Source organism: Micromonospora sp. DT81.3, assembly GCF_049847225.1.
GTDB lineage: Bacteria > Actinomycetota > Actinomycetes > Actinomycetales > Microbacteriaceae > Microbacterium.
Window position 1 is genome coordinate 233,446 of the sequence record NZ_JBNCNY010000004.1, and the last position, 20,998, is coordinate 254,443.

A 20,998-nucleotide genomic window follows, 5' to 3' on the forward strand; every position below is an offset into this window, starting at 1 on the left:
GGCGCGCACAAAGCTTTCCGCGATTCTTGTAAGGGTTGAGCCAGCACGGGCGCGCGATCGTTGGCAGACTGGGAAAGTGATCGTCGTCGTATGCCCGGGTCAGGGATCCCAGACCCCCGGATTCCTCAACCCGTGGCTTGAGCTCGAGGGCGTGCGCGCACGGCTCGAGCAGTTCTCGGACGCCGCCGAGGTCGACCTCGTCGCCCACGGCACCGTCTCGGATGCCGACGCGATCCGCGACACGAGCGTGGCGCAGCCGCTGATCGTCGCAGCCAGCGTCCTGGCCTGGGAGGCCCTCGGCGCCTCCAAGGGCGGGGCCGGCGGCGTGGCCGGCCATTCGGTCGGCGAGATCGCCGCGCTGATCGCGACGGGGGTGTTGGATGCCGAGAGCGGCATGCGCCTCGTCGGCGTCCGCGGTCGCGCGATGGCCGAGGCCGCGGCACAGGTCAGCACCGGAATGAGCGCCGTCGTCGGCGGCGATGAGGCCGAGGTGCTCGCGAAGATCGAGGAGCACGGCCTCTCGCCCGCCAACTACAACGGCGGAGGGCAGCTCGTCGTGGCCGGGGCGCTCGACGCCCTCGCCGCCCTGGCCGCGGATGCCCCGCGCGGCGCACGCGTGATCCCCCTCCAGGTCGCAGGGGCGTTCCACACGCACTACATGGCGCCCGCCCGCGACGCGCTGCAGAACGCGGTGGACGGCCTGGCGAGCGACCGCACTGTCTCGGACCCCGGTGTCACTCTCTGGACCAACCGCGACGGCACGATCGTGCACAGCGGAACGCAGGCCCTCGAACTGCTCGTCGGCCAGGTCGCGTCCCCGGTCCGCTGGGACCTCTGCATGACGTCGTTCGCGCAACACGGCGTGACCGGCATCATCGAACTCGCGCCGGCCGGCGCACTCACCGGTCTCGCCAAGCGCGCCCTGCGGGGCGTGCCGAGTGTGGCCATCAAGACGCCCGACGACCTCGAGGCGGCCGCATCGTTGCTCCAGGGAGACGCCGCATGACACCCACACTCAGGCAGCCGACCGGTCCCGCCCACACGAGGGTCTACTCGTACGGCGCCGCCCGCGGCGAGCTCAGCGTCCCGAATGACGACCTGATCGGTCCCATCGACTCGAGCGACGAGTGGATCCGCCAGCGGACGGGCATCATCACGCGCACGCGCGCGGTCCCGGAGACGGACGCCATCGATCTCGCCACCGAGGCCGCGGCGGAAGCGATCGCGACGGCCGATATAGACCCGGCGCTGATCGACCTGGTGATCGTGGCCACGGTGAGCAACCCGAAGCAGACGCCTTCCGTCTCCGCCATCGTCGCCGATCGAGTCGGCGCCAATCCGGCCGCCGCCTACGACGTCAACGCCGCGTGCGCCGGATACGCCTACGCGGTCGCGCAGGCGGACGCCCTGATCCGTGGTGGCGCGGCTCAGTACGCGCTCGTCATCGGCACCGAGAAGCTGTCCGACATCGTCGACCCCACCGACCGCAGCATCTCCTTCCTGCTCGGCGACGGCGCGGGGGCGGCTCTCATCGGGCCGAGCGAGTTCCCCGGCATCTCGGAGACGGTGTGGGGCTCCGACGGCTCGAAGGCCGATGCGGTCGGCATGAACGGCACTCTCACCCAGTTCCGCGACGGCGAGGTGCCGTGGCCCACGCTCCGCCAGGAGGGGCCGACGGTCTTCCGCTGGGCGGTGTGGGAGATGGCAAAGGTGGCCAAGGAGGCCCTCTCGGTGGCCGGCATCCAGGCATCCGACCTGGCGGCGTTCATCCCGCACCAGGCCAACATGCGCATCATCGACGAATTCGCCAAGCAGCTGAAGCTTCCGGACACCGTCAAGGTCGGACGGGACATCGAGACGACCGGCAACACGTCGGCCGCATCGATCCCGCTCGCCACCCATCGTCTGCTGCAGGAGAATCCCGAGCTCAGCGGCGGGCTCGCGCTCCAGATCGGCTTCGGAGCCGGACTGGTCTTCGGCGCGCAGGTCGTGGTGCTGCCCTGAGGCGGCGAACCCCGACCCTAGACTGAACGCGGTCTTCACCCGGACCGCCTTGACCCCAACGAATAGGAGAACCCATGGCATTCACCGATGACGAGGTGCTCGCAGGCCTTGCCGAGCTCATCACCGACGAGACCGGAATCTCGGCCGACGAGGTCGCGTCCGAGAAGTCGTTCACCGACGACCTGGACATCGACTCGATCTCGATGATGACGATCGTCGTCAACGCCGAGGAGAAGTTCGGCGTGACGATTCCCGACGATGAGGTCAAGAACCTCAAGACCGTCGGCGACGCCGTCACCTTCATCACCTCCAACCAGGCGTAGGAGTTCGGGATGCCACGACCGCGTCTTCGAACGCGTCGTGGCATCCCTGCCTCACAGGGTAAGGAATCCCCCATATGACCAAGCGCATTGTCGTGACCGGAATCGGTGCGACCACACCGCTCGGAGGCACCGCCCAGGAGACCTGGCAGAACCTCCTCGCCGGTGCGTCCGGAGCTCGCACCCTCGAGTACGAATGGGTCGCGAGGCACCAGCTGCCGGTGACCTTCGCCGCGTCGGCGGCCGTGCCGTCGGCCGACGTGCTCGAACGCGTGGAGACGAAGCGACTCGACCCCTCCAGCCAGTTCGCCCTCATCGCGGGCCGTGCGGCGTGGCAGGATGCCGGGGCTCCCGAGGTGGAGCCCGAGCGGCTGGCCGTCGACTGGGCCACGGGCATCGGCGGTGTCTGGACGCTGCTCGACGCCTACGACACGCTGCGCGAGCGCGGCCCCCGCCGCGTGCTGCCCATGACCGTTCCCATGCTCATGCCGAACGGGCCCGCCGCTGCGATCGGAATGGATCTCGGCGCGCGTGCCGGCATCCGCACCGTCGTCTCGGCCTGCGCCTCCAGCACCGAGTCGATCGTGAACGCGTACGAGCACCTCCGGCTCGGCTACGCCGACGTCATCCTCGCCGGCGGCTCCGAGGCGGCGATCAACCCGCTCCCCGTGGCGTCCTTCGCCGCGATGCAGGCGCTGTCCCGCCGCAACGATGAGCCCGCCACGGCATCGCGCCCCTACGACGTCAGTCGCGACGGCTTCGTGCTCGGCGAGGGCGCTGCCGCGCTCGTGCTCGAGACCTACGAGCACGCCGTCGCCCGCGGCGCCCGGATCTACGCCGAGGTGCTCGGTGGCGCGGTCACGAGCGACGCCTACCACATCACCGCTCCGGACCCCGAGGGTTCCGCCGCGGCTCGCGCGATGCGGCAGGCTGTCGAGCGCTCGGGCCGGGACCTCGGTGATGTGCGCCATGTCAACGCCCACGCCACGAGCACGCCCGTCGGCGACATCGCGGAGTACAACGCCCTGCGGCGGGTCTTCGGCGAGGGCCTCGACGACATTGTCGTCACGGCGACGAAGGCATCGACCGGTCACCTCCTTGGAGGTGCGGGCGCCATCGAGGCGATGTTCACCGTGCTCGCCCTCGCGGAGCGGACGGTGCCGCCGACCATCAACCTGACCGAGCAGGACCCCGAGATCCAGCTCGATGTCGCGACGACGACGCGGCCCCTGCCCGAGGGCGATGTGCTGGCGATCAGCAACTCGTTCGGATTCGGCGGACACAACGCCGTGGCGGCGTTCGCGAGCGTGTAGCCACCGGCATCCGGTGCCTGGCAGCGTCCGGACACGCGAAGACGCCCCCGTTCCCTCGACATACTTCGGGAACGGGGGCGTCTTCGTGTCAGGCGGCGATTCGCGTTCCCAGCCCCCGGGCGATCTTCCTCCGATTGCCGGTAGTGGCGCCTCGCCGCCTGGCCCCTCGACAAGCTCGGGGACCGAGCTTGGGAGACATCCGGTCAGCCGACCTTGTGCAGCCAGACGACGGGGGCGTCATCGCTCGCATGGCGGAATGCCTCGAGCTCTTCGTCCCACGCGGCGCCGAGCGCGACGGACAACTCGCGCTGGAGTTCGACGGCGTCACCGGCCGCGACCTCCATCGCGTAGCGGATGCGGTCCTCGCCGATCACGACGTTCCCGGCCGAATCGGTCTGGGCGTAGTGGATGCCGAGCCCCGGCGTGTGCAGCCAGCGTCCGCCGTCACTGCGAGGAGTGGGGTCCTCCGTCACCTCGAACCGCAGGTGCTCCCACCCGCGCATGGAGGTGGCGAGCGCAGCGCCGGTTCCCGCCCTGCCCTCCCAGTAGAACTCGGTGCGCTTGGCGCCGCCGAGCACGGGCTGGTCGGCCCACTCGAAGTTGACCGCGCGCCCGAGGGCGCGCCCGACAGCCCACTCGAGGTGGGGGCACAACGCTCGCGGCGCCGAGTGAATGAAGATCACTCCGCGCGCTGATGGTGTCGCCATGATCTCTCCGTTTCGTCAGGTGCGTCTTCCCCTACGACCTGGTCCGCGGAGTGCGGCGATGTGCTGTTGTACCTGCATTATCGCCTATGGACCGGCGGAATGACAAGCGTGTGATTCGGTGGGGCGGGTGGGACTTGAACCCACGATCGTCGGGTTATGAGCCCGCTGCCTTGACCAGCTTGGCCACCGCCCCTTTCGGTCTACGAGCCTACCGCCAGCCGCGGGTGCGAGAATGACGTTATGGACGTGTCGGGGTGGATCGGTCTGGGCGTTGTGGCCGCGCTCGGCGTGGCGGGCGCATCCGCGATGCCCGCGTTGCTGCGCGACGCCCGTCGTCGCCAGAAGCGCGGCGCCGGCGGTTCACTGAGCGGCATCGCCGGTGGCATGGATGCGATCTGGCGTCCGAGTGCCGAGGAGGCCCACGCGCAGTGGGAGGCACAGGTCGAGCTGCCGGCCCCGGCGCCGACGCCCGGCGACGGGGGCGATCTCGATGGCGGGCCCGTGGTGATAGAGCTTCCGAGCCGCAACGGCTAGACGGGCGGCTCGGTGGGCGGGAGGGGCCCGCTGCCCCGCGAGATCGGCAGCCCCTTGCTGTCGCTGACGATCTGCGGGTGGAACCGCGCGAGCTGGATGACGCCCCACACGGCGACCGCCCCGAAGACGACGAAGCCGATGACGGCCCAGAGCGGCGCGGCAGCGGCCTCTCCCAGCACGATCACACCGATGAGCACGGCCACCATCGGGTCGACCACCGTGAGGCCGGCGATGACCAGATCGGGCGGGCCGGATGAATACGCCGTCTGCACGAAGTACGCGCCGGCCGCGGTGCCCAAAAGCAGTGCGACCAGGCACACGAGCGTGAGCCACTCGAAGTCGCCCGCCTGCACACGTTTGATGACGACCTTCGCCAGGGTCGCCACGAAGCCGTAGATGATCCCGGCGCCGAGGATGTAGAACAGCGCCCCCATGCGCTTGCGCAGGAAGAACCACATCAGCGCAAGGGCCACCATCACCACCGCGAGGATGCTCAGGATGATGAGGAGCTGCCGCTCGGTGACGTCGTTCTCGGTGGCGAAGAAGGCCGCGACCGCCACGAAGAAGAAGATGCCCCCGACGCACGCGGCGATCGCCGTCAGAGACTTGCGGGTCGGTGTGTGACCGCTCACGCGAGCATTGAGCAGGGTGGTGATCACGAGCGCCATCGCACCGAGGGGCTGAACGACGATCAGCGGCGCGACGGCGAGGGCCCCCAGCTGGCAGATGATCGCCATGCCGAGCATGAGCGTCCCCACCACCCAGGAGGGGCGGGTGATGAGGTGCTTGAGCTGCGTGCCCGTCAGTCCGGATGCACCGTTCTGACCGCTCAGCCTTTCGACCTTGGCGACCCCGCGGTGCTGGTACTGAGCGCCGAACGACATGAAGACGGCACCCGCCAGGGCAAGTGGTATGCCCAGCAGCAGTCCTGGATTCTGGAACACGCCGACGAGGTGATCGCTCACGTCTTCGACTACTCCGGTCGCCTCGAACATCACCCCTCGACACTACCTGCAGGCCCCTCGGGCTAGGCTCAAGGCGTGGCCGTTCTGCCGATTCGCATCATGGGAGACCCTGTCCTGCACGCACCGGCGGCACCCGTGTATGAGATCACCGACGAGGTGCGCACGCTCGTCTCGGACATGTTCGAGACGATGGATGCCGCGCCCGGCGTCGGCCTCGCGGCGCCTCAGGTGGGCGTAGGTCTGCGCATCTACACCTACAGCTACCCCGATGACGACGGTCGCCCCTGGCGCGGTGTGCTGATCAACCCCGAGCTGTGGATCGCTCCCCTCGTGCCGGGCGATCCGGATCCGGACGACGAGTCGGAGGGGTGTCTCTCGTTTCCGGGCGAGCGGTTTCCTCTTCGCCGATCCGAACGGGTGCTGGTGACGGGCATCGACCTCGACGGGGCCGCGGTGCGCATCGAGGCCGACGGCTGGCGCGCGCGGATCATGCAGCACGAGTTCGACCACCTGGACGGCGTGCTCTACATCGATCGCCTGGACGACTCCGACTGGAAGACGGTGCAGAAGATCGCGCGCAAGCGCGGCTGGGGCCGTCCTGGTGCCGCCTGGACCCCCGGAGTGGACGACATCGACGCGTGAGCGCGAGTCGAAGCACGTTCGACCGGGGAGTGCAGAAGGACGTTCGATAAGAAATGAAGAACGGCCCCGGAGTGGAGTCCAGGGCCGTTCGCTCCCCGGCTTGGACTCGAACCAAGAACCTGCCGGTTAACAGCCGGCTGCTCTGCCAATTGAGCTACCGAGGATTATGCCTGCCGGAGCAGGCAACCCGACTAGCTTAGCAAACGCCGAGCCGTGCTCACGACGCGAGGGCACCGTGCCGACGAGCGAAAGCACCGGGCTCAGGAGGCGAGGGAACGGTGCTCACCCTCCGCGCTCGGCGTCCACATGAGCTGCGCGCCCTGTCCCTGAGCGACGACATGACCGCCGTGCAGCACGACGACATCGGCGTTCAGCTCCCGCACGAGATCGGCGTCGTTCGTGACGATCAGCGCCGACATCCCGTGCGCCAGGCTGCGCGCCACGATCGCGTCGTAGACGACGTGGCGCACCCCCGGATCGAGGGCGGTGAGCGGGTCGTCGGCGATGAGGATGCGGGGCTGCAGAACCAGTGCACGCGCGAGAGCCACCCTCTGCCGCATGCCGGCGCTCAATTCGTAGGGGAACTTGGCGGCCGCGCCCAGAGGCAGCTGCATCTCGTCGAGCAGCGTGGCGATCCGCACGGCGAGGGCGCGGGCGTTGACGCGGCGATCGCGGCTCGTGATGGGCTCGCCGATCACGTCGTTCACCGTCATCCGCGCCGGCAGCCGGGCGCCCGCGCCCTGCGCGAGATAGCCGACCTGGTAGACCAGCTGACGGTGCGCGCGTCCGGGGCGGCGAACGGGGATGCCGAGAACGTCCGCCGATCCCCCTACGACGGCCAGTCGGTGGTCCTCGGAGCCGGCGAGCACGGCGGCCAGGCTCGATTTTCCGGCCCCGGTCGGGCCCATGAGAGCCAGGGAGCCCGCGTGTGGCAGGGTGAACGAGACGCCGTCGACGGCCCGGGCGCCGCCGGCGTACGCGACGCTGATGTCGGAGCACCGGATCGCGACGTCGGGATCTGTGCGACGGGGCATGGGTTCATCCTGCCGGTAACCCCTCCCGTTGGCTACTGCTCGTTCAGCAGGCGCTGACGCTCGGCATCCAGATCCCGCAGGCGTACACGCACTCTGCGGCCCTCTTCCGAGTCGGCCGGCACACGCTGGACGGCGCCCAGCAGTTCGTTCTTCTCACCGTCGAGCGATCGCACGATGAGGTTGCGGGCCAGTTCGCCCGTGACGGCGACGGCACCGGCCTCGTCCGTCGCCGGCAGCGGCCGCGCCAGAAGCTCGCCCGCGAGGGTGCGGTACGGCTCACGGACGGACTGGATCGTGTCCATGGCCCAACCTGGTCGAGCTGGATCGGGGGCCGCCGCGACGGCCGATCGGACCGCGTCGAGCGCCGGATGCCGGAAGGGGATGGCGATCGCGCGAGCGAAGAGCTCAGGGTCGATCCGATGCCCGTACTGCAGGAACGCCATCAGGGCGTCGCGCTCCAGCGCGACGTCGTGGTGGCGGGGCAGGCCGGCCAGCGTCACCCGCTCGAGCGGCGAGCCCAGTTCCGCCGGCTCCGTTGCGGGCGCATCGTCCCTCGGCGTGCTGCGCCGAGCCGCGCGCTCGACCTCGACGTGCACCTCGGTCGGATCCATGCCGAGGCGGCGGGCCAGCACGCGTTCGTATCCCGGCCGGAGCAGGGCGTCGCGGATCTCCGCGAGGATCGGCGCCGCCGAGCGCAGTCCTCCGACGCGGCCCTCTACGCTGGAGAGGTCGTATCCCTTCAGGCGCTGGTCGATGACGAACTCGAACATCGGCACCTTGCGCTCCATCAGCGAGCGGACGGCGACGTCGCCCTTCTGGAGGCGAAGGTCGCAGGGGTCGAGGCCATCGGGGGCGACGGCGACGTAGGTCTGCGCGTTGAAGCGCTTCTCCTCGGCGAAGGCGCGCAGCGCCGCCTTCTGGCCGGCGGCATCCGGATCGAACGTGAAGACCACCTCGCCCGAACCGGAGTCATCCCCCATCACCCGTCTGAGGACGGTGATGTGGTCGGTGCCGAACGCCGTGCCGCAGGTCGCGATGGCCGTGGTCACGCCGGCGAGGTGACACGCCATCACGTCGGTGTAGCCCTCGACGACGACCACCCGTCGCGGGTCGCCGCGGGTGATGTCACGCTTGGCGAGGTCGAGCCCGTACAGCACCTGCGCCTTCTTGTAGATCTGCGTCTCGGGGGTGTTCAGGTATTTCGGTCCCTGATCGTCGTCGTAGAGCTTGCGGGCTCCGAACCCGACGATCTGTCCCGTGACGTCGCGGATGGGCCAGACCAGCCGGCCGCGGAAGCGGTCGTAGACCCCGCGCTGCCCCTGCGACACCAGGCCGGCGGCGATCAGCTCCTCGCGGGAGAAGCCCTGCGCCGTCAGGGCGTTGGTCATCGACTCCCACCCCTTCGGGGCGTACCCGACGCCGAAGTGCGACGCCGCGCCGGCATCGAAGCCACGCTCGCCGAGGAACCGGCGGCCGGTCTCGGCCTCCGGCGTGGCAAGCTGAGCGCGGAAGAACTCGGCGGCCGCCGTGTTGGCTGCGAACAGGCGCGTGCGACCGCTCGTCTCGGGGGTCGCCCCCCCGTCTTCGTAGTGCAGGCTGTAGCCGATGCGCCCCGCGAGGCGCTCCACGGCTTCGGTGAAGCTGACGTGGTCCATCGCCCGCAGGAACGAGTACACATCTCCGGATTCGCCGCAGCCGAAGCAGTGGTAGAAGCCGACCCCCGGCCGCACGTGGAAGCTCGGGCTTCGCTCGTCGTGGAAGGGACAGAGCCCCTTCAGCGAGCCGACGCCCGCCGACTTGAGCGCGACGCGCTCCTCCACGATGTCGGCGATGTTGGTGCGGGCCTTGACCTCTTCCACATCGGCCTGGCGGATGCGTCCGGCCATCACTCGGCTCCGGAGGCGGGTCGCTGCGCTCGGCGGAACTCGCTCACCGATCCCCGCGGAGACCAGATCCCGATGGACGCGGCATCCACCTCGCCGACCAGACGACCGTGCCACGCGAGGGCGAGCTGGTCGGTGAGGCCGGCGACCTGGTCGACGATCACGCGCTTGCGCGCGGCATCCGTCTCCGCCTCCGCGAAGTCGCCGCGGAAGACCGGGTCCAGTGCATCGGGGCCGGCGTTCCAGAGCGCCGTCGCGACGCGCTTCAGCACCCGGCGCTGCTCCTTGTAGAGCTGCTTGCGGCCTTCGATCGAGACCACGGTTGCGCCGATGATCCCCTTCAGCACCGCCATCTCCGCCTCGATCACGCGAGGGACGACGACATGGGCGCGGTAGCGCGTGAGCACCGGCCCGGGGTAGGCGTCGTGGGTCGCGGTGGTCGCAGCGCGCGCGAAGCGCCCGATCAGGTCGGAGGTGAGATTCTTCAGGCGTGCCAGTGCCGCGCGGGACCCGTCGAAGGAGGGCAGCCATTCGGGGATGCGCAGGAGCCGGAACAGCGCGTCGGCCAGCTCGTCCCGTGCGAAGTCGTAGCCGACCCACGCCTGGATCGCCGACACGAGGAACTCGTGCTCCGCGGGATCGGAGAGTCTCGCCGGATCGAGGTAGCCGTTGACGACCGCGTCTTCGAAGTCGTGCACGGAGTACGCGATGTCATCGGAGAGGTCCATGACTTCGGCCTCGATGCAGCGAACGCGCCCCGGTGCGCCGCTGCGCATCCAGCGGAACACCTCCTCGTCCTCGGGGTACACCCCGAACTTGAGGCGGCCACCGGGGTCCGGCAGCGGGTGCGCCGCGGTCCACGGATACTTGCAGGTCGCGTCGAGACTGGCGCGGGTGAGATTCAGGCCGTGACTGCGGCCAGCCGCATCCATGACCTTCGGCTCGAGCTTGGCCACGATCCGCAGAGTTTGCGCGTTCCCCTCGAAGCCGCCGATGTCCTCGGCCCAGTCGTTGAGGGCCCGCTCGCCGTTGTGTCCGAACGGCGGATGCCCGAGGTCGTGGTTGAGGCACGCGGTATCGACGACGTCCGGGGAGAGCCGCAGCTGGGTGGCCAGCTCACGGCCGACCTGCGCGACCTCGAGCGAGTGCGTCAGGCGATTGCGCGCGAAGTCCGCGGGGCTCGCGGGACTCAGCACCTGGGTCTTGGCGGCCAGTCGGCGCAGCGCCGCCGAGTGCAGCACCCTCGCCCGGTCGCGGGCGAAGTCGTCGCGCAGCGACCGGTGGTCCTCGGCGACGAAGCGCGCGGCATCCACCTCGTCGTAGCCGCTGGGGCGCCCGGGTGCCACGCCCACCGCGCTTGCACCCCTAGCCACCACTGTGGTCGAGTTCCGCTCCGGCCAGTTCGAAGGAAGCATCGGCCCCGAGGTCGCGGGACTCCAGCCAGCGCTCGGGCAGTGCGGGGCGCTTCGGTGTTCCGGCCCGCCCACGCTGACCCTCGGCGGCGGCGCCGGGGTACGGGGCATCCCGTTCCAGGGTGGCGATCAGCTCGTCGATCTCGGCCAGGGTCGAGACGGTGGCGAGCTGCGCTCGGGTCTCGCCTCCCACCGGGTAGCCCTTGAAGTACCAGGCGACGTGCTTGCGGATGTCGCGGCATCCCCTGCCCTCGTCCTCGAAGAACTCCACGAGCAGCTCGGCGTGGCGGCGGAAGGCGTCGGCGACGAAGCCGAGGGTGGCGTCCACCACCGGCCCGGTCCCTGCCGGCCCCGATCCGGTCTCTGCCGGCCCCGATCCGGTCCCTGCCGGCCCCAATCCGGTCCCTGCCGGCCCCAATCCGGTCCCTGAGCCAGTCGAAGGGCCGAACGCCGTGGCGAGTTCGCCGAAGAGCCAAGGCCGGCCGAGGCATCCACGCCCCACGACCACGCCGTCGCAGCCGGTCTCATCCATCATCCGCACGGCGTCATCCGCCGACCAGATGTCGCCGTTGCCGAGCACGGGCACGCTCGTCACCGCCTGCTTGAGCGCCGCGATGGCGGACCAGTCCGCGGTGCCCGAGTAGAACTCCGCGGCGGTGCGGGCGTGCAGGGCGACGGCCGCGACGCCGGCGTCCTCGGCGATGCGACCGGCATCGAGGTAGGTCAGGTGGTCGGTGTCGATGCCCTTGCGCATCTTGATCGTCAGGGGCACGTCGCCGGCCGCCTTCACGGCTCCGCGGACGATCTCGCCGAACAGGCCCAGCTTCCACGGCAGAGCCGCTCCCCCGCCCTTGCGGGTCACCTTCGGCACCGGGCACCCGAAGTTCAGGTCGATGTGGTCGGCGTGGTCCTCGGCGACGAGGATGCGGACGGCCTCGGCGACCGTTGCGGGGTCCACCCCGTAGAGCTGGATCGACCGAGGCGTCTCGGACTCGTGATGGCGGATCAGGCGCATCGTGGTGTCGTTGCGCTCCACGAGCGCCCGCGAGGTGATCATCTCGCTGACGTAGAGGCCGGCGCCGTACTCCCGGCAGAGCCGCCGGAACGCGGTGTTCGTGATGCCAGCCATCGGTGCCAGCACGACGGGGACATCGATCTCGAGCGGCCCGATCCGCAGCGCGCGCACGGGGGCGGGAGCGGGAGCGAGGGCGGTGTTCACCGTTCCATTCTCCCAGAAGCGAAGGCGGTGCCGCGCGGCCGGCCCGAGCCTGTGGGGCTTAGCCTGTGGGTATGACTTCGGAGACCGCCACCGACATCCGCGACATCCCCTTCACCACCGCCGACGGGGGGCAGTCGACGCTCGCCGACTACGCCGGCAAGGTGCTCCTGATCGTCAACGTCGCTTCCCGCTGCGGTCTCGCCCCGCAGTACGAGCAGCTCGAGCAGCTGAAGAAGACCTATGGTCCTCGCGGCTTCGAGGTGCTGGCCTTCCCGAGCAACCAGTTCCTCCAGGAGCTGTCGAAGATGGACGACATCCTCGAGTACTGCTCGACGACGTGGGGTGTGACCTTTCCCGTCTTCGACAAGGTAAAGGTGAACGGCCGGAGCGCCGCTCCCCTTTACAAGGAGCTGAAGAAGGCTGCGGATGCCGATGGCAAGGCCGGTCGGGTCGCGTGGAACTTCGAGAAGTTCCTCGTGCTGCCGAACGGCGAGATCCAGCGCTTCCGGCCGCAGATGAGGCCGGACGACCCGGCGATCGTCGGCCTCATCGAGGCCAACCTCCCCGGCTGACTGCTCACGTGGCGGTCGGTCGGGCGTTAGCGGGTCAGGCGTTGGTCGGTCGGGCCTTGGCCGGTCGGGCGTCGGCCGGTCAGGCGCCGGTCGACTGGGTTGCCAGCGCCTCGCGGCGCTCCGCCCAGACCTGCCGGGCCACCTGCGCGAAGGCTTCGGGCGGCTGAGCGCCGCTCACGCCGTACTTGCCGTCGATCACGAAGAACGGCACGCCGTTGATCCCGTATGCCGCGGCCTGGGCCTGATCGGCGCGCACGGCTTCGACGTACTCCGAGCTCTCGAGCGCCTGCCGCGCGGCATCCGGGTTCAGGCCGACATCGCTCGCCAGGGCGACGAGCTCTTCGATACGGCCGAGGTGGCGCCCCTCGGTGAAGTAGGCCGACATCAGGCGCTCCTCGAGCTCGTACTGCAGCCCGTGGGCCTTGGCGAAGTGCAGCAGCTCATGCGCCTTCACGGTGTTGGTGTGGTGCAGCAGGTCGAACCGGTACTCCAGACCGGCGGCCTTGGCGATCGAGGTGACGTTGTCGAGCATCTGGCGCACCTGCTCGCGCGGGATGCCTTTGTGACCGGCGAGGAAGTCGAGCTCGTCGCCCTCGAACTCCACGGGAGTGTCGGGCGAGAGCTCGAAGGAATGGAAGGTCACCTCCACGATGGGGGCGTCGTCATCGCCGGATGTCTCGGCCAGGCCCTTCTCGAGGTTGCGCTTGCCGATGTAGCACCAGGGGCAGGCGATGTCCGACCAGACGTCGATCTTGATGGCTTCACTCACATCGAGGCCAACGGCGGGTGTCGCCGGCATATTCCGCGGATAGCATCGACGGATGCTGTCCGCCCGGGATCCGCTTCCGTCCGCGCCGGAGCGGGTGCTGGTGTGCGGCGTGACCGGTGCCGGCAAATCGACGCTCGCCGCCCGGCTCGGCACGCTGTGGGATCTCCCCTACACCGATTTCGACGGGCTCTTCCACGGCACCGGCTGGACCGAGCGCCCCACCTTCGAGACGGACGCGCGCGCCCTGGCCGCCGGGGACCGGTGGGTCACGGAGTGGGGCTACTGGAACAAAGGGATGGGCCCGGTTATGGGCGAGCGTGCCCAGCTGCTGGTGTGGCTCGACCTGCCTCGACACATCGCGCTGTCGCGGCTGATCCGCCGCACCGTCCGTCGCAGCATCCGTCGAGAGGAGCTGTGGAACGGCAATGTCGAGCCGCCCCTGCGGACGTTCTTCACCGCGCCCGAGGACAGCATCATTCGATGGGAGATGAAGACGCACGACTCCTGGCGCATCCGGATGGCCGATGTCGAGCAGGTGTATCCGCACCTTTCGGTCGTGCGCCTCCGCCGCCCGCGCGAGGTGCGTGCGTGGCTGAAGGGGCCGGCGGCGGCGGTGGCCTAGGCGCCGGGCGTGTCCTGCGCCTCCGGCGTGTCGGGGGTGTCCGGGGTGTCCGGCGTGTCGACGGCTCCGCCGAATCGGCGGTCGCGGTTGAGGTACAGCTCGATCGCGCGCCACAGATCGGTGCGTGAGAAATCCGGCCAGAGCGTGTCGAGGAACACCATCTCCGCGTACGCCGACTCCCAGAGCAGGAAGTTCGACGTGCGCTGCTCGCCGCTGGAGCGGACGAAGAGGTCGACGTCCGGCATGTCCGGAACATAGAGGTGCCGGCGGATCAGCTTCTCCGTGATCGCCGAGGGCTTCACTCGCTTCGCTGCCACGTCCTCGGCGATCCGCCTCATGGCGTCGACCAGCTCGACGCGACCCCCGTAGTTCACGCACATCGTGAGGGTCAGCACGTCGTTGCCGCGGGTCAGCTCCTCGGCGTACTGCAGCTCCTTGATCACCGAGCCCCAGAGCCGGGGCTTTCGCCCGGCCCATCGGATCCGCACGCCCCACTCGTTCAGCTGGTCGCGTCGCCGGTGCAGCACGTCCCGGTTGAAGCCCATCAGAAACCGCACCTCGTCGGGCGAGCGCGACCAGTTCTCGGTCGAGAACGCGTACACCGAGATGTGCCTTACGCCGACCTGGATGGCACCGGCCACGACATCCAGCAGCGCGGCCTCGCCCGCTTTGTGGCCTTCGACCCGCGGGAGCCCCCGGCGATTGGCCCACCGCCCGTTCCCGTCCATGACGATCGCGACGTGTTCGGGAACGGAGCCCTTCGGGAGGTCGGGAGGATAGATGCCCGTCCAGTCGAGGGGACGGTACGGCACCGCATCGCGGTGAGTGTACGGCTTGGGGCTCACCGGGTTCCCTCGACGTGCGAGAGCGAGCGGATGCCGCGCTCGAGGTGCCACTGCGCATAGGCGGCGACGAGACCAGAGGCGCCTGCGGCGTCACGCGGGCTCGCGGCATCCACGCTCGTCCAATCGCCCTCCATCAGCGACGCGAGCAGCCGCACCGTGTCGGCGCTGACCCGGGGGCTGCCGGCCGGTGCGCAGTCGTCGCAGATGAGGCCGCCGAGTTGTGCGACGAAGCTCTGATGAGGACCGCGTGCCCCGCAGCGGGCGCATTCCGTGAGCCCGGGCGCCCAGCCGGACAGGGCCATCGCGCGGAGCATGTAGGAATCGAGGATGCTGCGCGAGGCGTGCTCGCCGCGCGCGAGGGCGCGCAGGCCACCGACGAGGAGCAGGTACTGCTGCGGGGTCGCCTCGGCCTCGTTCAGGCGGTCGGCGGTCTCGACCATCGCGCTCGCGGACGTGTACCGGTCATAGTGGGCGGCGATGTCGGCTCCGTAGGATCCGAGCGACTCGGCCTGCTGCACGATGTCGAGGGAGCGCCCGATGTAGAGCTGCACATCGGCGACCATGAACGGCTCGAGGCGCGCGCCGAATCGGGACGACGTGCGCCGCACTCCCTTCGCGACCGCCCGGACCTTTCCGTGCTTCTTGCTCAGCATCGTGACGATGCGGTCGGCTTCACCCAGCTTGTGGGTGCGCAGCACGACGGCTTCGTCTCGATAAGTGGGCACGTTCCATTATGGATGCCGGGTGTGTCGAGCGGTCGGTGACGGGCCGGGGGCCCGGACGGCGGTGGGCCGGTGACGGTGGCCAGCGGACCGGGTGTCCCGGGCGGTTCCTCGCGGATGCCTGGCGGCCGTCCGCCTTTGAGAGTGCGGGGAGCACAACTGCGGGGATCTTCGACGACACGCCGCGTATCAAGCCCATCCCTCGGCGTGTCGCCCGCGATCCCCGCAACTGTGCGTCTGAGACGCCGGCCCGCCCACGCTAGCCGCCGCCCCAAACCAAATAATGTATTATGTTCACTATGTTGGACATACACATCCTCGACCGACTGCTCGCAGTCACCGCGCTCCTCCAGGCCGACCAGGACCGGGAACTCGGCCGGATCGGGCTCACCTCCGCGCGCACGCACGTGCTGTGGGTGCTCCACCATGACGGGCCGTCGACGCAGATCCACCTCGCCGACGCCATCGAGGTGACGCCACGCAACATGACGGGGCTGGTCGACGCGCTCGTCGCCACCGGGTTCGTGAGGCGGATGCCGAAACCCGACGATCGCCGCGCGGTGCTCGTCACCCTCACCGAGCGGGGCCTGGCCGTCATGGAGACGATGGTCCGCGAGCACGGCGAGCTGGATGCCGCCCTGCTGCAAGGACTCGACCGCGAGACCGCCGAGGCGATGACCCGCGGCCTCGACCACGTCACGGCACGCCTCACCGCGCTTCTCGAAGAGCACGCGCGCGCCCATGGAGAGCTGCCGGAGGAGTCCGCATGACCGAGACCAGATTCACCGCCCGCACGAGCCTCTGGTCGCGTGTCCGGTACCTCGCCCGCCGCGCCTGGCAGATCGAGCTCGGCGTGTGGGTGAGCCTCTACCGCTTCGTGTTCCGGCGCCCTCGGGTGCCCGCCGGAGCCACCGGCTTCGGCTACCACTCACCGATCCTGACCGTGCTGGTCGTCTTCATCGTGCTCTCCGCGATCGAGATCCCCGTCGTCGACCTGATCGTGCACCCGTGGCCGTGGCTGCGCATCCCGCTGCTCATCGCCGGCATCTGGGGCGTCACCTGGATGCTCGGGCTGCTGCTCGGCTTTCTCACCCGCCCGCACGCGGTCGGACCGGAGGGCATCCGAGTGCGTCAGGGCGCCGAGATCGACATCGACCTGCCGTGGTCGGCGGTCGACCGTGTCGTCCGCTCGAAGGATGTCGCCGAGAAGGCGCCCAAGGTGGCGGACGGCGAGCATGGACGGACGCTGGCCCTGCGCATGCAGGACGAGACCAACGTGCTCATCGTGCTCGAGCACCCGGTGATCGCCCGCCTTCCCCAGGGGCCCGAGAGCGTGGACGCGGTCAGACTCTGGGTGGATGACCCCGACGGCTTCATGTCCACCGTGCGCACGCACATCCCCTGAGCCAGCGGCAGAATGAGAGCGTGAACGAACCGCTCTTCACCATCCCGCTCTGGGCGGACCTCATCGCCGTCGGCCTCGGCGGCCTCCAGGGCGCGCTCTTCGCGTCGGGCTTCCAGGGGCAGCGCCGCCTTGATCTGCTCGGGGTGGCCATCATCGGCATCCTCGTGGGTATGGGCGGCGGTCTCATCCGCGACATCCTCGTCGACGCCCCGCCGGCCACGTTGCAGAGCAATTGGTACCTTCTGACGGCGACGGGGGCCGCACTGGTCGGGATGCTGCTGGCCGGCGTGCTGCGACGGCTCAACGCCGTGATCGTCGTGCTCGACGCGGTGGTCATCGGGATGTTCGGCGCGTTCGGCACGAGCAAGGCGATCGCGGTCGGGATGCCGCTCGTGCCGGCCGTCTTCGTCGGTGTCTGCTCCGCGGTCGGCGGGTCGATGCTGCGCGACGTCATCATGGGACTGCCCGTCTCGGTCATGCACGTGGGCTCGCTCTACGCCGTCGCGGCGGGCGTCGGATGCCTCGTGCTGGCGTCGGCGCAGGCGCTGGGGGCGTCGATCGTTCCCGCCGCGATCGCGTGCATGATCGTGACGGCGGTGATCCGGGTGCTCGCGGTGGTGTTCGACCTCTCCCTTCCCGAGCAGCGCATGATCTACCGGCGAAGGGTCGCCGCGGAGACCGCCGCGATCCCGACCGTTCAGCCGTAGCCGGGCCGCCCGGTACCCTCGAATCGTGACGCCGGATCGCATCATCCGCCTACGCCGGGAGGCGTGGGGCTTCGCTGTCGGCTCGATCTTCTTCGCGGTCGGCGCAGTGCCGTTCTATGCGGAAGCCGTCGGGCCGGTCTGGACGAACGCCACCTTCGCCGTCGGCGCCGTGTTCTTCACCTTCGCCGCCTTCATCCAGCTCGCGTTGAGCGGGCGCCGTCCGCCTCGTCGGGGCACGAATCCCGCCGACCGGGCGGACTGGTACGCGGCGGCCGTGCAGTTGCTCGGCACGCTGCTCTTCAACGTCAGTACGATCAACGCCCTCATCACGGTGCTCAACACCGATGCCCGTGTCGGCGACGGCTGGCGGCCGGACGCGCTGGGATCCATCGCCTTTCTCGTCGCCAGCGCGCTCGCGATCGTCGCGACGAAGGACCGGCACACGCTGTGGGACAGGCACGCACGCACCTGGCACGGCACGTGGCTCAACATGATCGGCTCGGTGTTCTTCGGCATCTCCGCCGTCGGCGCTTACGTCATCCCCGACTCCGGCGACCTGGTCAGCCTGTTCTGGGCGAACCTCGGCACGTTCCTCGGCGCGCTCTGCTTCCTCACCGCGGCGCTGCTGAGCCGGCGCTCCATCCACGTGGACGGAACGCCGGCCGCGGCACCAACGGCGAGCGGCGCGAGTTAGACGCCAGGGCGAGCGGAGCGCCCTAGACGCCCGCGAGTGCGGCCGTCGCCTCCCGGGTGCGGATCGCACGGTTCACGCACGAGACGATCGCCTTGAGCGATGCGGTCGAGATGTCGCCGTCGATGCCCACGCCCCACAGGCGCTCGCCCTCGACCTGCAGCTCCACATAGGCGGCCGCCTGCGCATCGCCGCCGGCGCTCAGCGTGTGCTCGACGTAGTCGTAGAGCGACACGTCGAAGCCCCGCTCGCGGATGATCTCGAGGAACGCCGCGATGGGCCCGTTGCCGTGACCGGATGCCTCGGCACGCTCATCGCCGTCGCGCAGCGTGATGGTGAGTTCGACGTCACCCGACAGGTCGCTCTGCGTGCGCGTGCTCAGCAGCTCGAAACGGCCCCAGCGGTGCTCGTCGATCGAGGACGGCAGATACTCGTCAGTGAAGATCGACCAGATCTGCTCGCTCGTGACCTCGCCGCCCTCCGCGTCGGTCTTCGCCTGCACGACGCCGGAGAACTCGATCTGCAGCCTGCGGGGCAGATCCAACGCGTGGTCGGACTTCAGCAGGTAGGCGACGCCGCCCTTGCCCGACTGCGAATTGACGCGGATGACGGCTTCGTACGAGCGCCCGAGATCCTTGGGGTCGATCGGCAGGTAGGGCACGGCCCACTCCAGCTCGTCCACCGACACGCCCTCGGCCTCGGCTCGCGTGGCCATCGCCTCGAAGCCCTTCTTGATCGCGTCCTGGTGCGATCCGCTGAAGGCGGTGAAAACGAGGTCGCCCGCCCAGGGGCTGCGCTCGTGCACCGGCAGCTGGTTGCAGTACTCGGCCGTGCGCTTCACCTGGTCGACGTCGCTGAAGTCGATCTGGGGGTCGATGCCCTGCGTCAGCAGGTTGATCCCGAGCGCGACGAGGTCGACGTTTCCGGTGCGCTCACCATTGCCGAACAGGCAGCCTTCGATGCGGTCGGCGCCGGCCATGTAGCCGAGCTCCGCGGCGGCGATGGCGGTTCCGCGGTCGTTGTGGGGGTGCAGCGAGAGCAGGACGTTCTCGCGGTGGGCCAGGCGCCGCGACATCCATTCGATGGAGTCGGCGTACACGTTCGGCGTCGCCATCTCGACCGTCGCCGGCAGGTTGATGATGACCTTGCGCTCGGACGTGGGCTCGAAGATCTCGATCACCTGATTGCAGATGTCGACGGCGAACTCGAGCTCGGTGCCCGTGTAGCTCTCCGGGGAGTACTCGTAGAAGACCTGGGTCTCGGGGATGCGCTTCTCGAACTCGCGGCAGAGGCGCGCGCCGTTGAGGGCGATGTCGATGATGCCCTGCTTGTCGGTGCGGAAGACCACGTCGCGCTGCAGCACGCTGGTCGAGTTGTAGAGGTGCACGATCGCGCGCTTGGCGCCGGCGATCGACTCGTAGGTGCGCGCGATGAGGTGTTCGCGGGCCTGGGTGAGCACCTGGATCGTGACATCGTCCGGGATGACGTTCTCTTCGATCAGGTGGCGCACGAAGTCGAAGTCCGTCTGGCTTGCCGAGGGGAATCCGACCTCGATCTCCTTGTAGCCCATGCCGACCAGCAGGTCGAACATGATGCGCTTGCGCTCGGGACTCATCGGATCGATGAGGGCCTGGTTGCCGTCGCGAAGATCGACCGCGCACCAACGGGGGGCGGTGGTGATGCGCTTGTCCGGCCAGGTGCGGTCGGGCAGGTCTACGCGGAACTGCTCCTGGTAGGGCCGATACTTGTGGATCGGCATGCCGGAGGTCTTCTGTGTGTTGTCCATGGGTTCGCTTGTTCTCTCGTCAGATGAGGCGGGCCGACACCGAGCTCCGCGACGAGGAAGGCCCTAGAACGAGGACTCGTCGCGGCGACTAAGAAGGAGTCGGCCGAAGCGCATGCACCGATGGTAGCAGGGATGCCGCGAGGCGTCATGAGACGAACGTCCGCGGTGCGACACTTCTGAAGTATGAAGCGCTCTGCCCGCATCCCCCCTGCCCGCGTCCGTGCCGCGGCGGCTCTGGCCGCGGCATCCGCTCTCGCCCTCGCCGCGTGCGCGACTCCGCCCGCCGGCTCCGGAACTCCCGCACCGCGCACGCTCGGCAGCGTCCATCCGGCTCCGCCGGAAGGCGAGGTCGCCGCCCAGGGAACCGTGATGGATGTCGGGGGCCGGGTCGAACTGTGCCTCGGTCCGATCGCGGAGTCCTATCCCCCGCAGTGCAGCGGCATCCCGATGGATCTCTGGAGCTGGGACAACATCGAGGGCAGCGAGACCTCCGGCGACGTCACCTGGGGCGCGTACGCGGTGCAGGGCACCTACGACGGGGAGACCATCTCGGTCACCCAGCCGCCCGTGATGCTGGCACTTTTCGACCCCATGCCGTTCCCCGACCCGACCGGCGGGAAGGCCGGCGAGGGGGACGAAGCAACGGCGGCCGCCATCCAGGAGGAGCTGCCCGACCTGCTCGGCGCCGACTACCTGTCGTCCTATCCGGAGAACGGGTACGTGTGGGTGGACGTCGTGTGGGATGACGGCACGCTGCAGGATGCGGCGGACGCCGACTACGGCGAGAACACGGTGGTCATCCGGAGCGCGCTGCGTCCCCTCGGATAGTCGCGGGGGAAGCGGCGG

At 69.4% G+C, this 20,998-nt stretch carries 23 protein-coding genes and 2 tRNA genes; 13 read left to right on the forward strand and 12 right to left on the reverse strand.

All coding sequences use genetic code 11. The annotated features are described in order from the left end of the window. The first annotated feature begins 76 nt into the window (after positions 1 to 76). The 4 genes from ACPW96_RS11295 to ACPW96_RS11310 all read left to right on the forward strand — a co-directional run bounded on the left by ACPW96_RS11295 (position 77) and on the right by ACPW96_RS11310 (position 3,637). On the forward strand, positions 77 to 1,006 hold the full coding sequence (locus ACPW96_RS11295) for an ACP S-malonyltransferase (protein ID WP_425818455.1): 930 nt from the start codon (positions 77 to 79) through the stop codon (positions 1,004 to 1,006). Then, entirely contained in the window at positions 1,003 to 2,004 is a 1,002-nt protein-coding gene (locus ACPW96_RS11300; protein ID WP_425818457.1) for a beta-ketoacyl-ACP synthase III, read from the forward strand. The genes ACPW96_RS11295 and ACPW96_RS11300 overlap by 4 nt, the downstream gene beginning before the upstream one ends. Positions 2,005 to 2,078: 74 nt before the next feature. Then, positions 2,079 to 2,327 carry an acyl carrier protein gene (locus ACPW96_RS11305; RefSeq protein WP_425883195.1) on the forward strand — a complete coding sequence of 83 codons (249 nt, stop codon included), beginning with the start codon at positions 2,079 to 2,081 and terminating at the stop codon, positions 2,325 to 2,327. Positions 2,328 to 2,401: 74 nt separating this feature from the next. Further along, positions 2,402 to 3,637, forward strand: a complete 1,236-nt coding sequence (locus tag ACPW96_RS11310; RefSeq protein ID WP_425883197.1) for a beta-ketoacyl-[acyl-carrier-protein] synthase family protein — start codon at positions 2,402 to 2,404, stop codon at positions 3,635 to 3,637. Positions 3,638 to 3,840: 203 nt separating this feature from the next. Here ACPW96_RS11310 and ACPW96_RS11315 read toward each other — a convergent pair whose 3' ends face one another. Further along, on the reverse strand, positions 3,841 to 4,344 hold the full coding sequence (locus tag ACPW96_RS11315) for a DUF3145 domain-containing protein (protein ID WP_425818463.1): 504 nt from the start codon (positions 4,342 to 4,344) through the stop codon (positions 3,841 to 3,843). A 119-nt stretch (positions 4,345 to 4,463) separates the two neighbouring features. Continuing rightward, positions 4,464 to 4,537: transfer RNA gene (locus tag ACPW96_RS11320), tRNA-Ile, on the reverse strand. Between the two features lie 47 nt (positions 4,538 to 4,584). Between ACPW96_RS11320 and ACPW96_RS11325 the strand changes: the two genes are divergently transcribed. Next, positions 4,585 to 4,878 carry a hypothetical protein gene (locus ACPW96_RS11325; RefSeq protein ID WP_425883199.1) on the forward strand — a complete coding sequence of 98 codons (294 nt, stop codon included), beginning with the start codon at positions 4,585 to 4,587 and terminating at the stop codon, positions 4,876 to 4,878. Here the strand turns inward: ACPW96_RS11325 and ACPW96_RS11330 are convergent. After that, positions 4,875 to 5,873: a DMT family transporter gene (locus ACPW96_RS11330; protein WP_425883382.1), complete on the reverse strand. Its 999-nt coding sequence runs from the start codon at positions 5,871 to 5,873 to the stop codon at positions 4,875 to 4,877. The genes ACPW96_RS11325 and ACPW96_RS11330 overlap by 4 nt on opposite strands. Before the next feature lie 45 nt (positions 5,874 to 5,918). On the opposite strand from ACPW96_RS11330, the gene def reads away from it, so the two are divergent. Then, positions 5,919 to 6,485: a peptide deformylase gene (def, locus tag ACPW96_RS11335; RefSeq protein WP_425818467.1), complete on the forward strand. Its 567-nt coding sequence runs from the start codon at positions 5,919 to 5,921 to the stop codon at positions 6,483 to 6,485. Between the two features lie 91 nt (positions 6,486 to 6,576). Here def and ACPW96_RS11340 read toward each other — a convergent pair. The 5 genes from ACPW96_RS11340 to dusB form a co-directional block, all read right to left on the reverse strand. Then, positions 6,577 to 6,649: transfer RNA gene (locus ACPW96_RS11340), tRNA-Asn, on the reverse strand. Positions 6,650 to 6,745: 96 nt separating this feature from the next. After that, positions 6,746 to 7,519 carry an ATP-binding cassette domain-containing protein gene (locus tag ACPW96_RS11345; RefSeq protein ID WP_425883201.1) on the reverse strand — a complete coding sequence of 258 codons (774 nt, stop codon included), beginning with the start codon at positions 7,517 to 7,519 and terminating at the stop codon, positions 6,746 to 6,748. A 32-nt stretch (positions 7,520 to 7,551) separates the two neighbouring features. Further along, a complete protein-coding gene (gene dnaG, locus ACPW96_RS11350) occupies positions 7,552 to 9,405 on the reverse strand; it encodes a DNA primase (protein WP_425883202.1) in 1,854 nt (617 codons plus the stop codon). Next, positions 9,405 to 10,754: a deoxyguanosinetriphosphate triphosphohydrolase gene (locus tag ACPW96_RS11355; protein WP_425883203.1), complete on the reverse strand. Its 1,350-nt coding sequence runs from the start codon at positions 10,752 to 10,754 to the stop codon at positions 9,405 to 9,407. Before ACPW96_RS11355 ends, dnaG begins: the two co-directional genes overlap by 1 nt. A 13-nt stretch (positions 10,755 to 10,767) precedes the next feature. Next, entirely contained in the window at positions 10,768 to 12,033 is a 1,266-nt protein-coding gene (dusB, locus tag ACPW96_RS11360; RefSeq protein ID WP_425883205.1) for a tRNA dihydrouridine synthase DusB, read from the reverse strand. A gap of 71 nt (positions 12,034 to 12,104) precedes the next feature. Between dusB and ACPW96_RS11365 the strand changes: the two genes are divergently transcribed. Then, positions 12,105 to 12,605 carry a glutathione peroxidase gene (locus ACPW96_RS11365; RefSeq protein WP_425883206.1) on the forward strand — a complete coding sequence of 167 codons (501 nt, stop codon included), beginning with the start codon at positions 12,105 to 12,107 and terminating at the stop codon, positions 12,603 to 12,605. Positions 12,606 to 12,684: 79 nt separating this feature from the next. On the opposite strand, the gene ACPW96_RS11370 is transcribed toward ACPW96_RS11365, so the two are convergent. Next, entirely contained in the window at positions 12,685 to 13,404 is a 720-nt protein-coding gene (locus ACPW96_RS11370; RefSeq protein WP_425883208.1) for a DsbA family oxidoreductase, read from the reverse strand. A 22-nt stretch (positions 13,405 to 13,426) separates the two neighbouring features. On the opposite strand from ACPW96_RS11370, the gene ACPW96_RS11375 reads away from it, so the two are divergent. Beyond that, positions 13,427 to 13,996 (forward strand): AAA family ATPase, encoded by a 570-nt coding sequence (locus ACPW96_RS11375; RefSeq protein ID WP_425883209.1) that lies wholly within the window; start codon positions 13,427 to 13,429, stop codon positions 13,994 to 13,996. On the opposite strand, the gene ACPW96_RS11380 is transcribed toward ACPW96_RS11375, so the two are convergent. Beyond that, positions 13,993 to 14,808, reverse strand: coding sequence for an isoprenyl transferase (locus ACPW96_RS11380; RefSeq protein WP_425883384.1), 816 nt, complete (start codon positions 14,806 to 14,808; stop codon positions 13,993 to 13,995). The two genes, ACPW96_RS11375 and ACPW96_RS11380, sit on opposite strands and share 4 nt — an antisense overlap. A gap of 29 nt (positions 14,809 to 14,837) precedes the next feature. Further along, complete coding sequence (gene recO, locus ACPW96_RS11385) at positions 14,838 to 15,566, reverse strand: DNA repair protein RecO (RefSeq protein ID WP_425883211.1); 729 nt, start codon at positions 15,564 to 15,566, stop codon at positions 14,838 to 14,840. A 296-nt stretch (positions 15,567 to 15,862) separates the two neighbouring features. On the opposite strand from recO, the gene ACPW96_RS11390 reads away from it, so the two are divergent. Genes ACPW96_RS11390 through ACPW96_RS11405 form a run of 4 tightly spaced genes read left to right on the forward strand, consistent with a single transcriptional unit; the run spans position 15,863 to position 18,369 of the window. Next, positions 15,863 to 16,333 carry a MarR family winged helix-turn-helix transcriptional regulator gene (locus ACPW96_RS11390; RefSeq protein ID WP_425883213.1) on the forward strand — a complete coding sequence of 157 codons (471 nt, stop codon included), beginning with the start codon at positions 15,863 to 15,865 and terminating at the stop codon, positions 16,331 to 16,333. After that, a complete protein-coding gene (locus tag ACPW96_RS11395; protein ID WP_425883214.1) occupies positions 16,330 to 16,968 on the forward strand; it encodes a PH domain-containing protein in 639 nt (212 codons plus the stop codon). The genes ACPW96_RS11390 and ACPW96_RS11395 overlap by 4 nt, the downstream gene beginning before the upstream one ends. Positions 16,969 to 16,988: 20 nt before the next feature. Next, the gene (locus ACPW96_RS11400) at positions 16,989 to 17,675 is read left to right on the forward strand and encodes a trimeric intracellular cation channel family protein (protein ID WP_425818485.1); all 687 of its coding nucleotides are present in this window, start codon (positions 16,989 to 16,991) and stop codon (positions 17,673 to 17,675) included. A 25-nt stretch (positions 17,676 to 17,700) separates the two neighbouring features. Then, positions 17,701 to 18,369 (forward strand): hypothetical protein, encoded by a 669-nt coding sequence (locus ACPW96_RS11405; protein ID WP_425883215.1) that lies wholly within the window; start codon positions 17,701 to 17,703, stop codon positions 18,367 to 18,369. A 22-nt stretch (positions 18,370 to 18,391) separates the two neighbouring features. Here ACPW96_RS11405 and leuA read toward each other — a convergent pair whose 3' ends face one another. Then, entirely contained in the window at positions 18,392 to 20,152 is a 1,761-nt protein-coding gene (leuA, locus tag ACPW96_RS11410) for a 2-isopropylmalate synthase (protein WP_425883216.1), read from the reverse strand. A 183-nt stretch (positions 20,153 to 20,335) separates the two neighbouring features. Between leuA and ACPW96_RS11415 the strand changes: the two genes are divergently transcribed. Beyond that, a complete protein-coding gene (locus tag ACPW96_RS11415) occupies positions 20,336 to 20,980 on the forward strand; it encodes a hypothetical protein (protein WP_425883218.1) in 645 nt (214 codons plus the stop codon). Positions 20,981 to 20,998 lie beyond the last annotated feature (18 nt).

Coding starts and splice junctions, on each gene's coding strand:
- ACPW96_RS11345 (WP_425883201.1), bottom strand. CDS start 7,519: ATGCCCCGTCGCACAGATCCCGACGTCGCGATCCGGTGCTCCGACATC.
- ACPW96_RS11415 (WP_425883218.1), top strand. CDS start 20,336: ATGAAGCGCTCTGCCCGCATCCCCCCTGCCCGCGTCCGTGCCGCGGCG.
- ACPW96_RS11370 (WP_425883208.1), bottom strand. CDS start 13,404: ATGCCGGCGACACCCGCCGTTGGCCTCGATGTGAGTGAAGCCATCAAG.
- leuA (WP_425883216.1), bottom strand. CDS start 20,152: ATGGACAACACACAGAAGACCTCCGGCATGCCGATCCACAAGTATCGG.
- ACPW96_RS11325 (WP_425883199.1), top strand. CDS start 4,585: ATGGACGTGTCGGGGTGGATCGGTCTGGGCGTTGTGGCCGCGCTCGGC.
- ACPW96_RS11315 (WP_425818463.1), bottom strand. CDS start 4,344: ATGGCGACACCATCAGCGCGCGGAGTGATCTTCATTCACTCGGCGCCG.
- ACPW96_RS11365 (WP_425883206.1), top strand. CDS start 12,105: ATGACTTCGGAGACCGCCACCGACATCCGCGACATCCCCTTCACCACC.
- ACPW96_RS11395 (WP_425883214.1), top strand. CDS start 16,330: ATGACCGAGACCAGATTCACCGCCCGCACGAGCCTCTGGTCGCGTGTC.
- ACPW96_RS11310 (WP_425883197.1), top strand. CDS start 2,402: ATGACCAAGCGCATTGTCGTGACCGGAATCGGTGCGACCACACCGCTC.
- ACPW96_RS11300 (WP_425818457.1), top strand. CDS start 1,003: ATGACACCCACACTCAGGCAGCCGACCGGTCCCGCCCACACGAGGGTC.
- ACPW96_RS11330 (WP_425883382.1), bottom strand. CDS start 5,873: ATGTTCGAGGCGACCGGAGTAGTCGAAGACGTGAGCGATCACCTCGTC.
- ACPW96_RS11390 (WP_425883213.1), top strand. CDS start 15,863: ATGTTGGACATACACATCCTCGACCGACTGCTCGCAGTCACCGCGCTC.
- ACPW96_RS11375 (WP_425883209.1), top strand. CDS start 13,427: ATGCTGTCCGCCCGGGATCCGCTTCCGTCCGCGCCGGAGCGGGTGCTG.
- ACPW96_RS11305 (WP_425883195.1), top strand. CDS start 2,079: ATGGCATTCACCGATGACGAGGTGCTCGCAGGCCTTGCCGAGCTCATC.
- dnaG (WP_425883202.1), bottom strand. CDS start 9,405: ATGGCCGGACGCATCCGCCAGGCCGATGTGGAAGAGGTCAAGGCCCGC.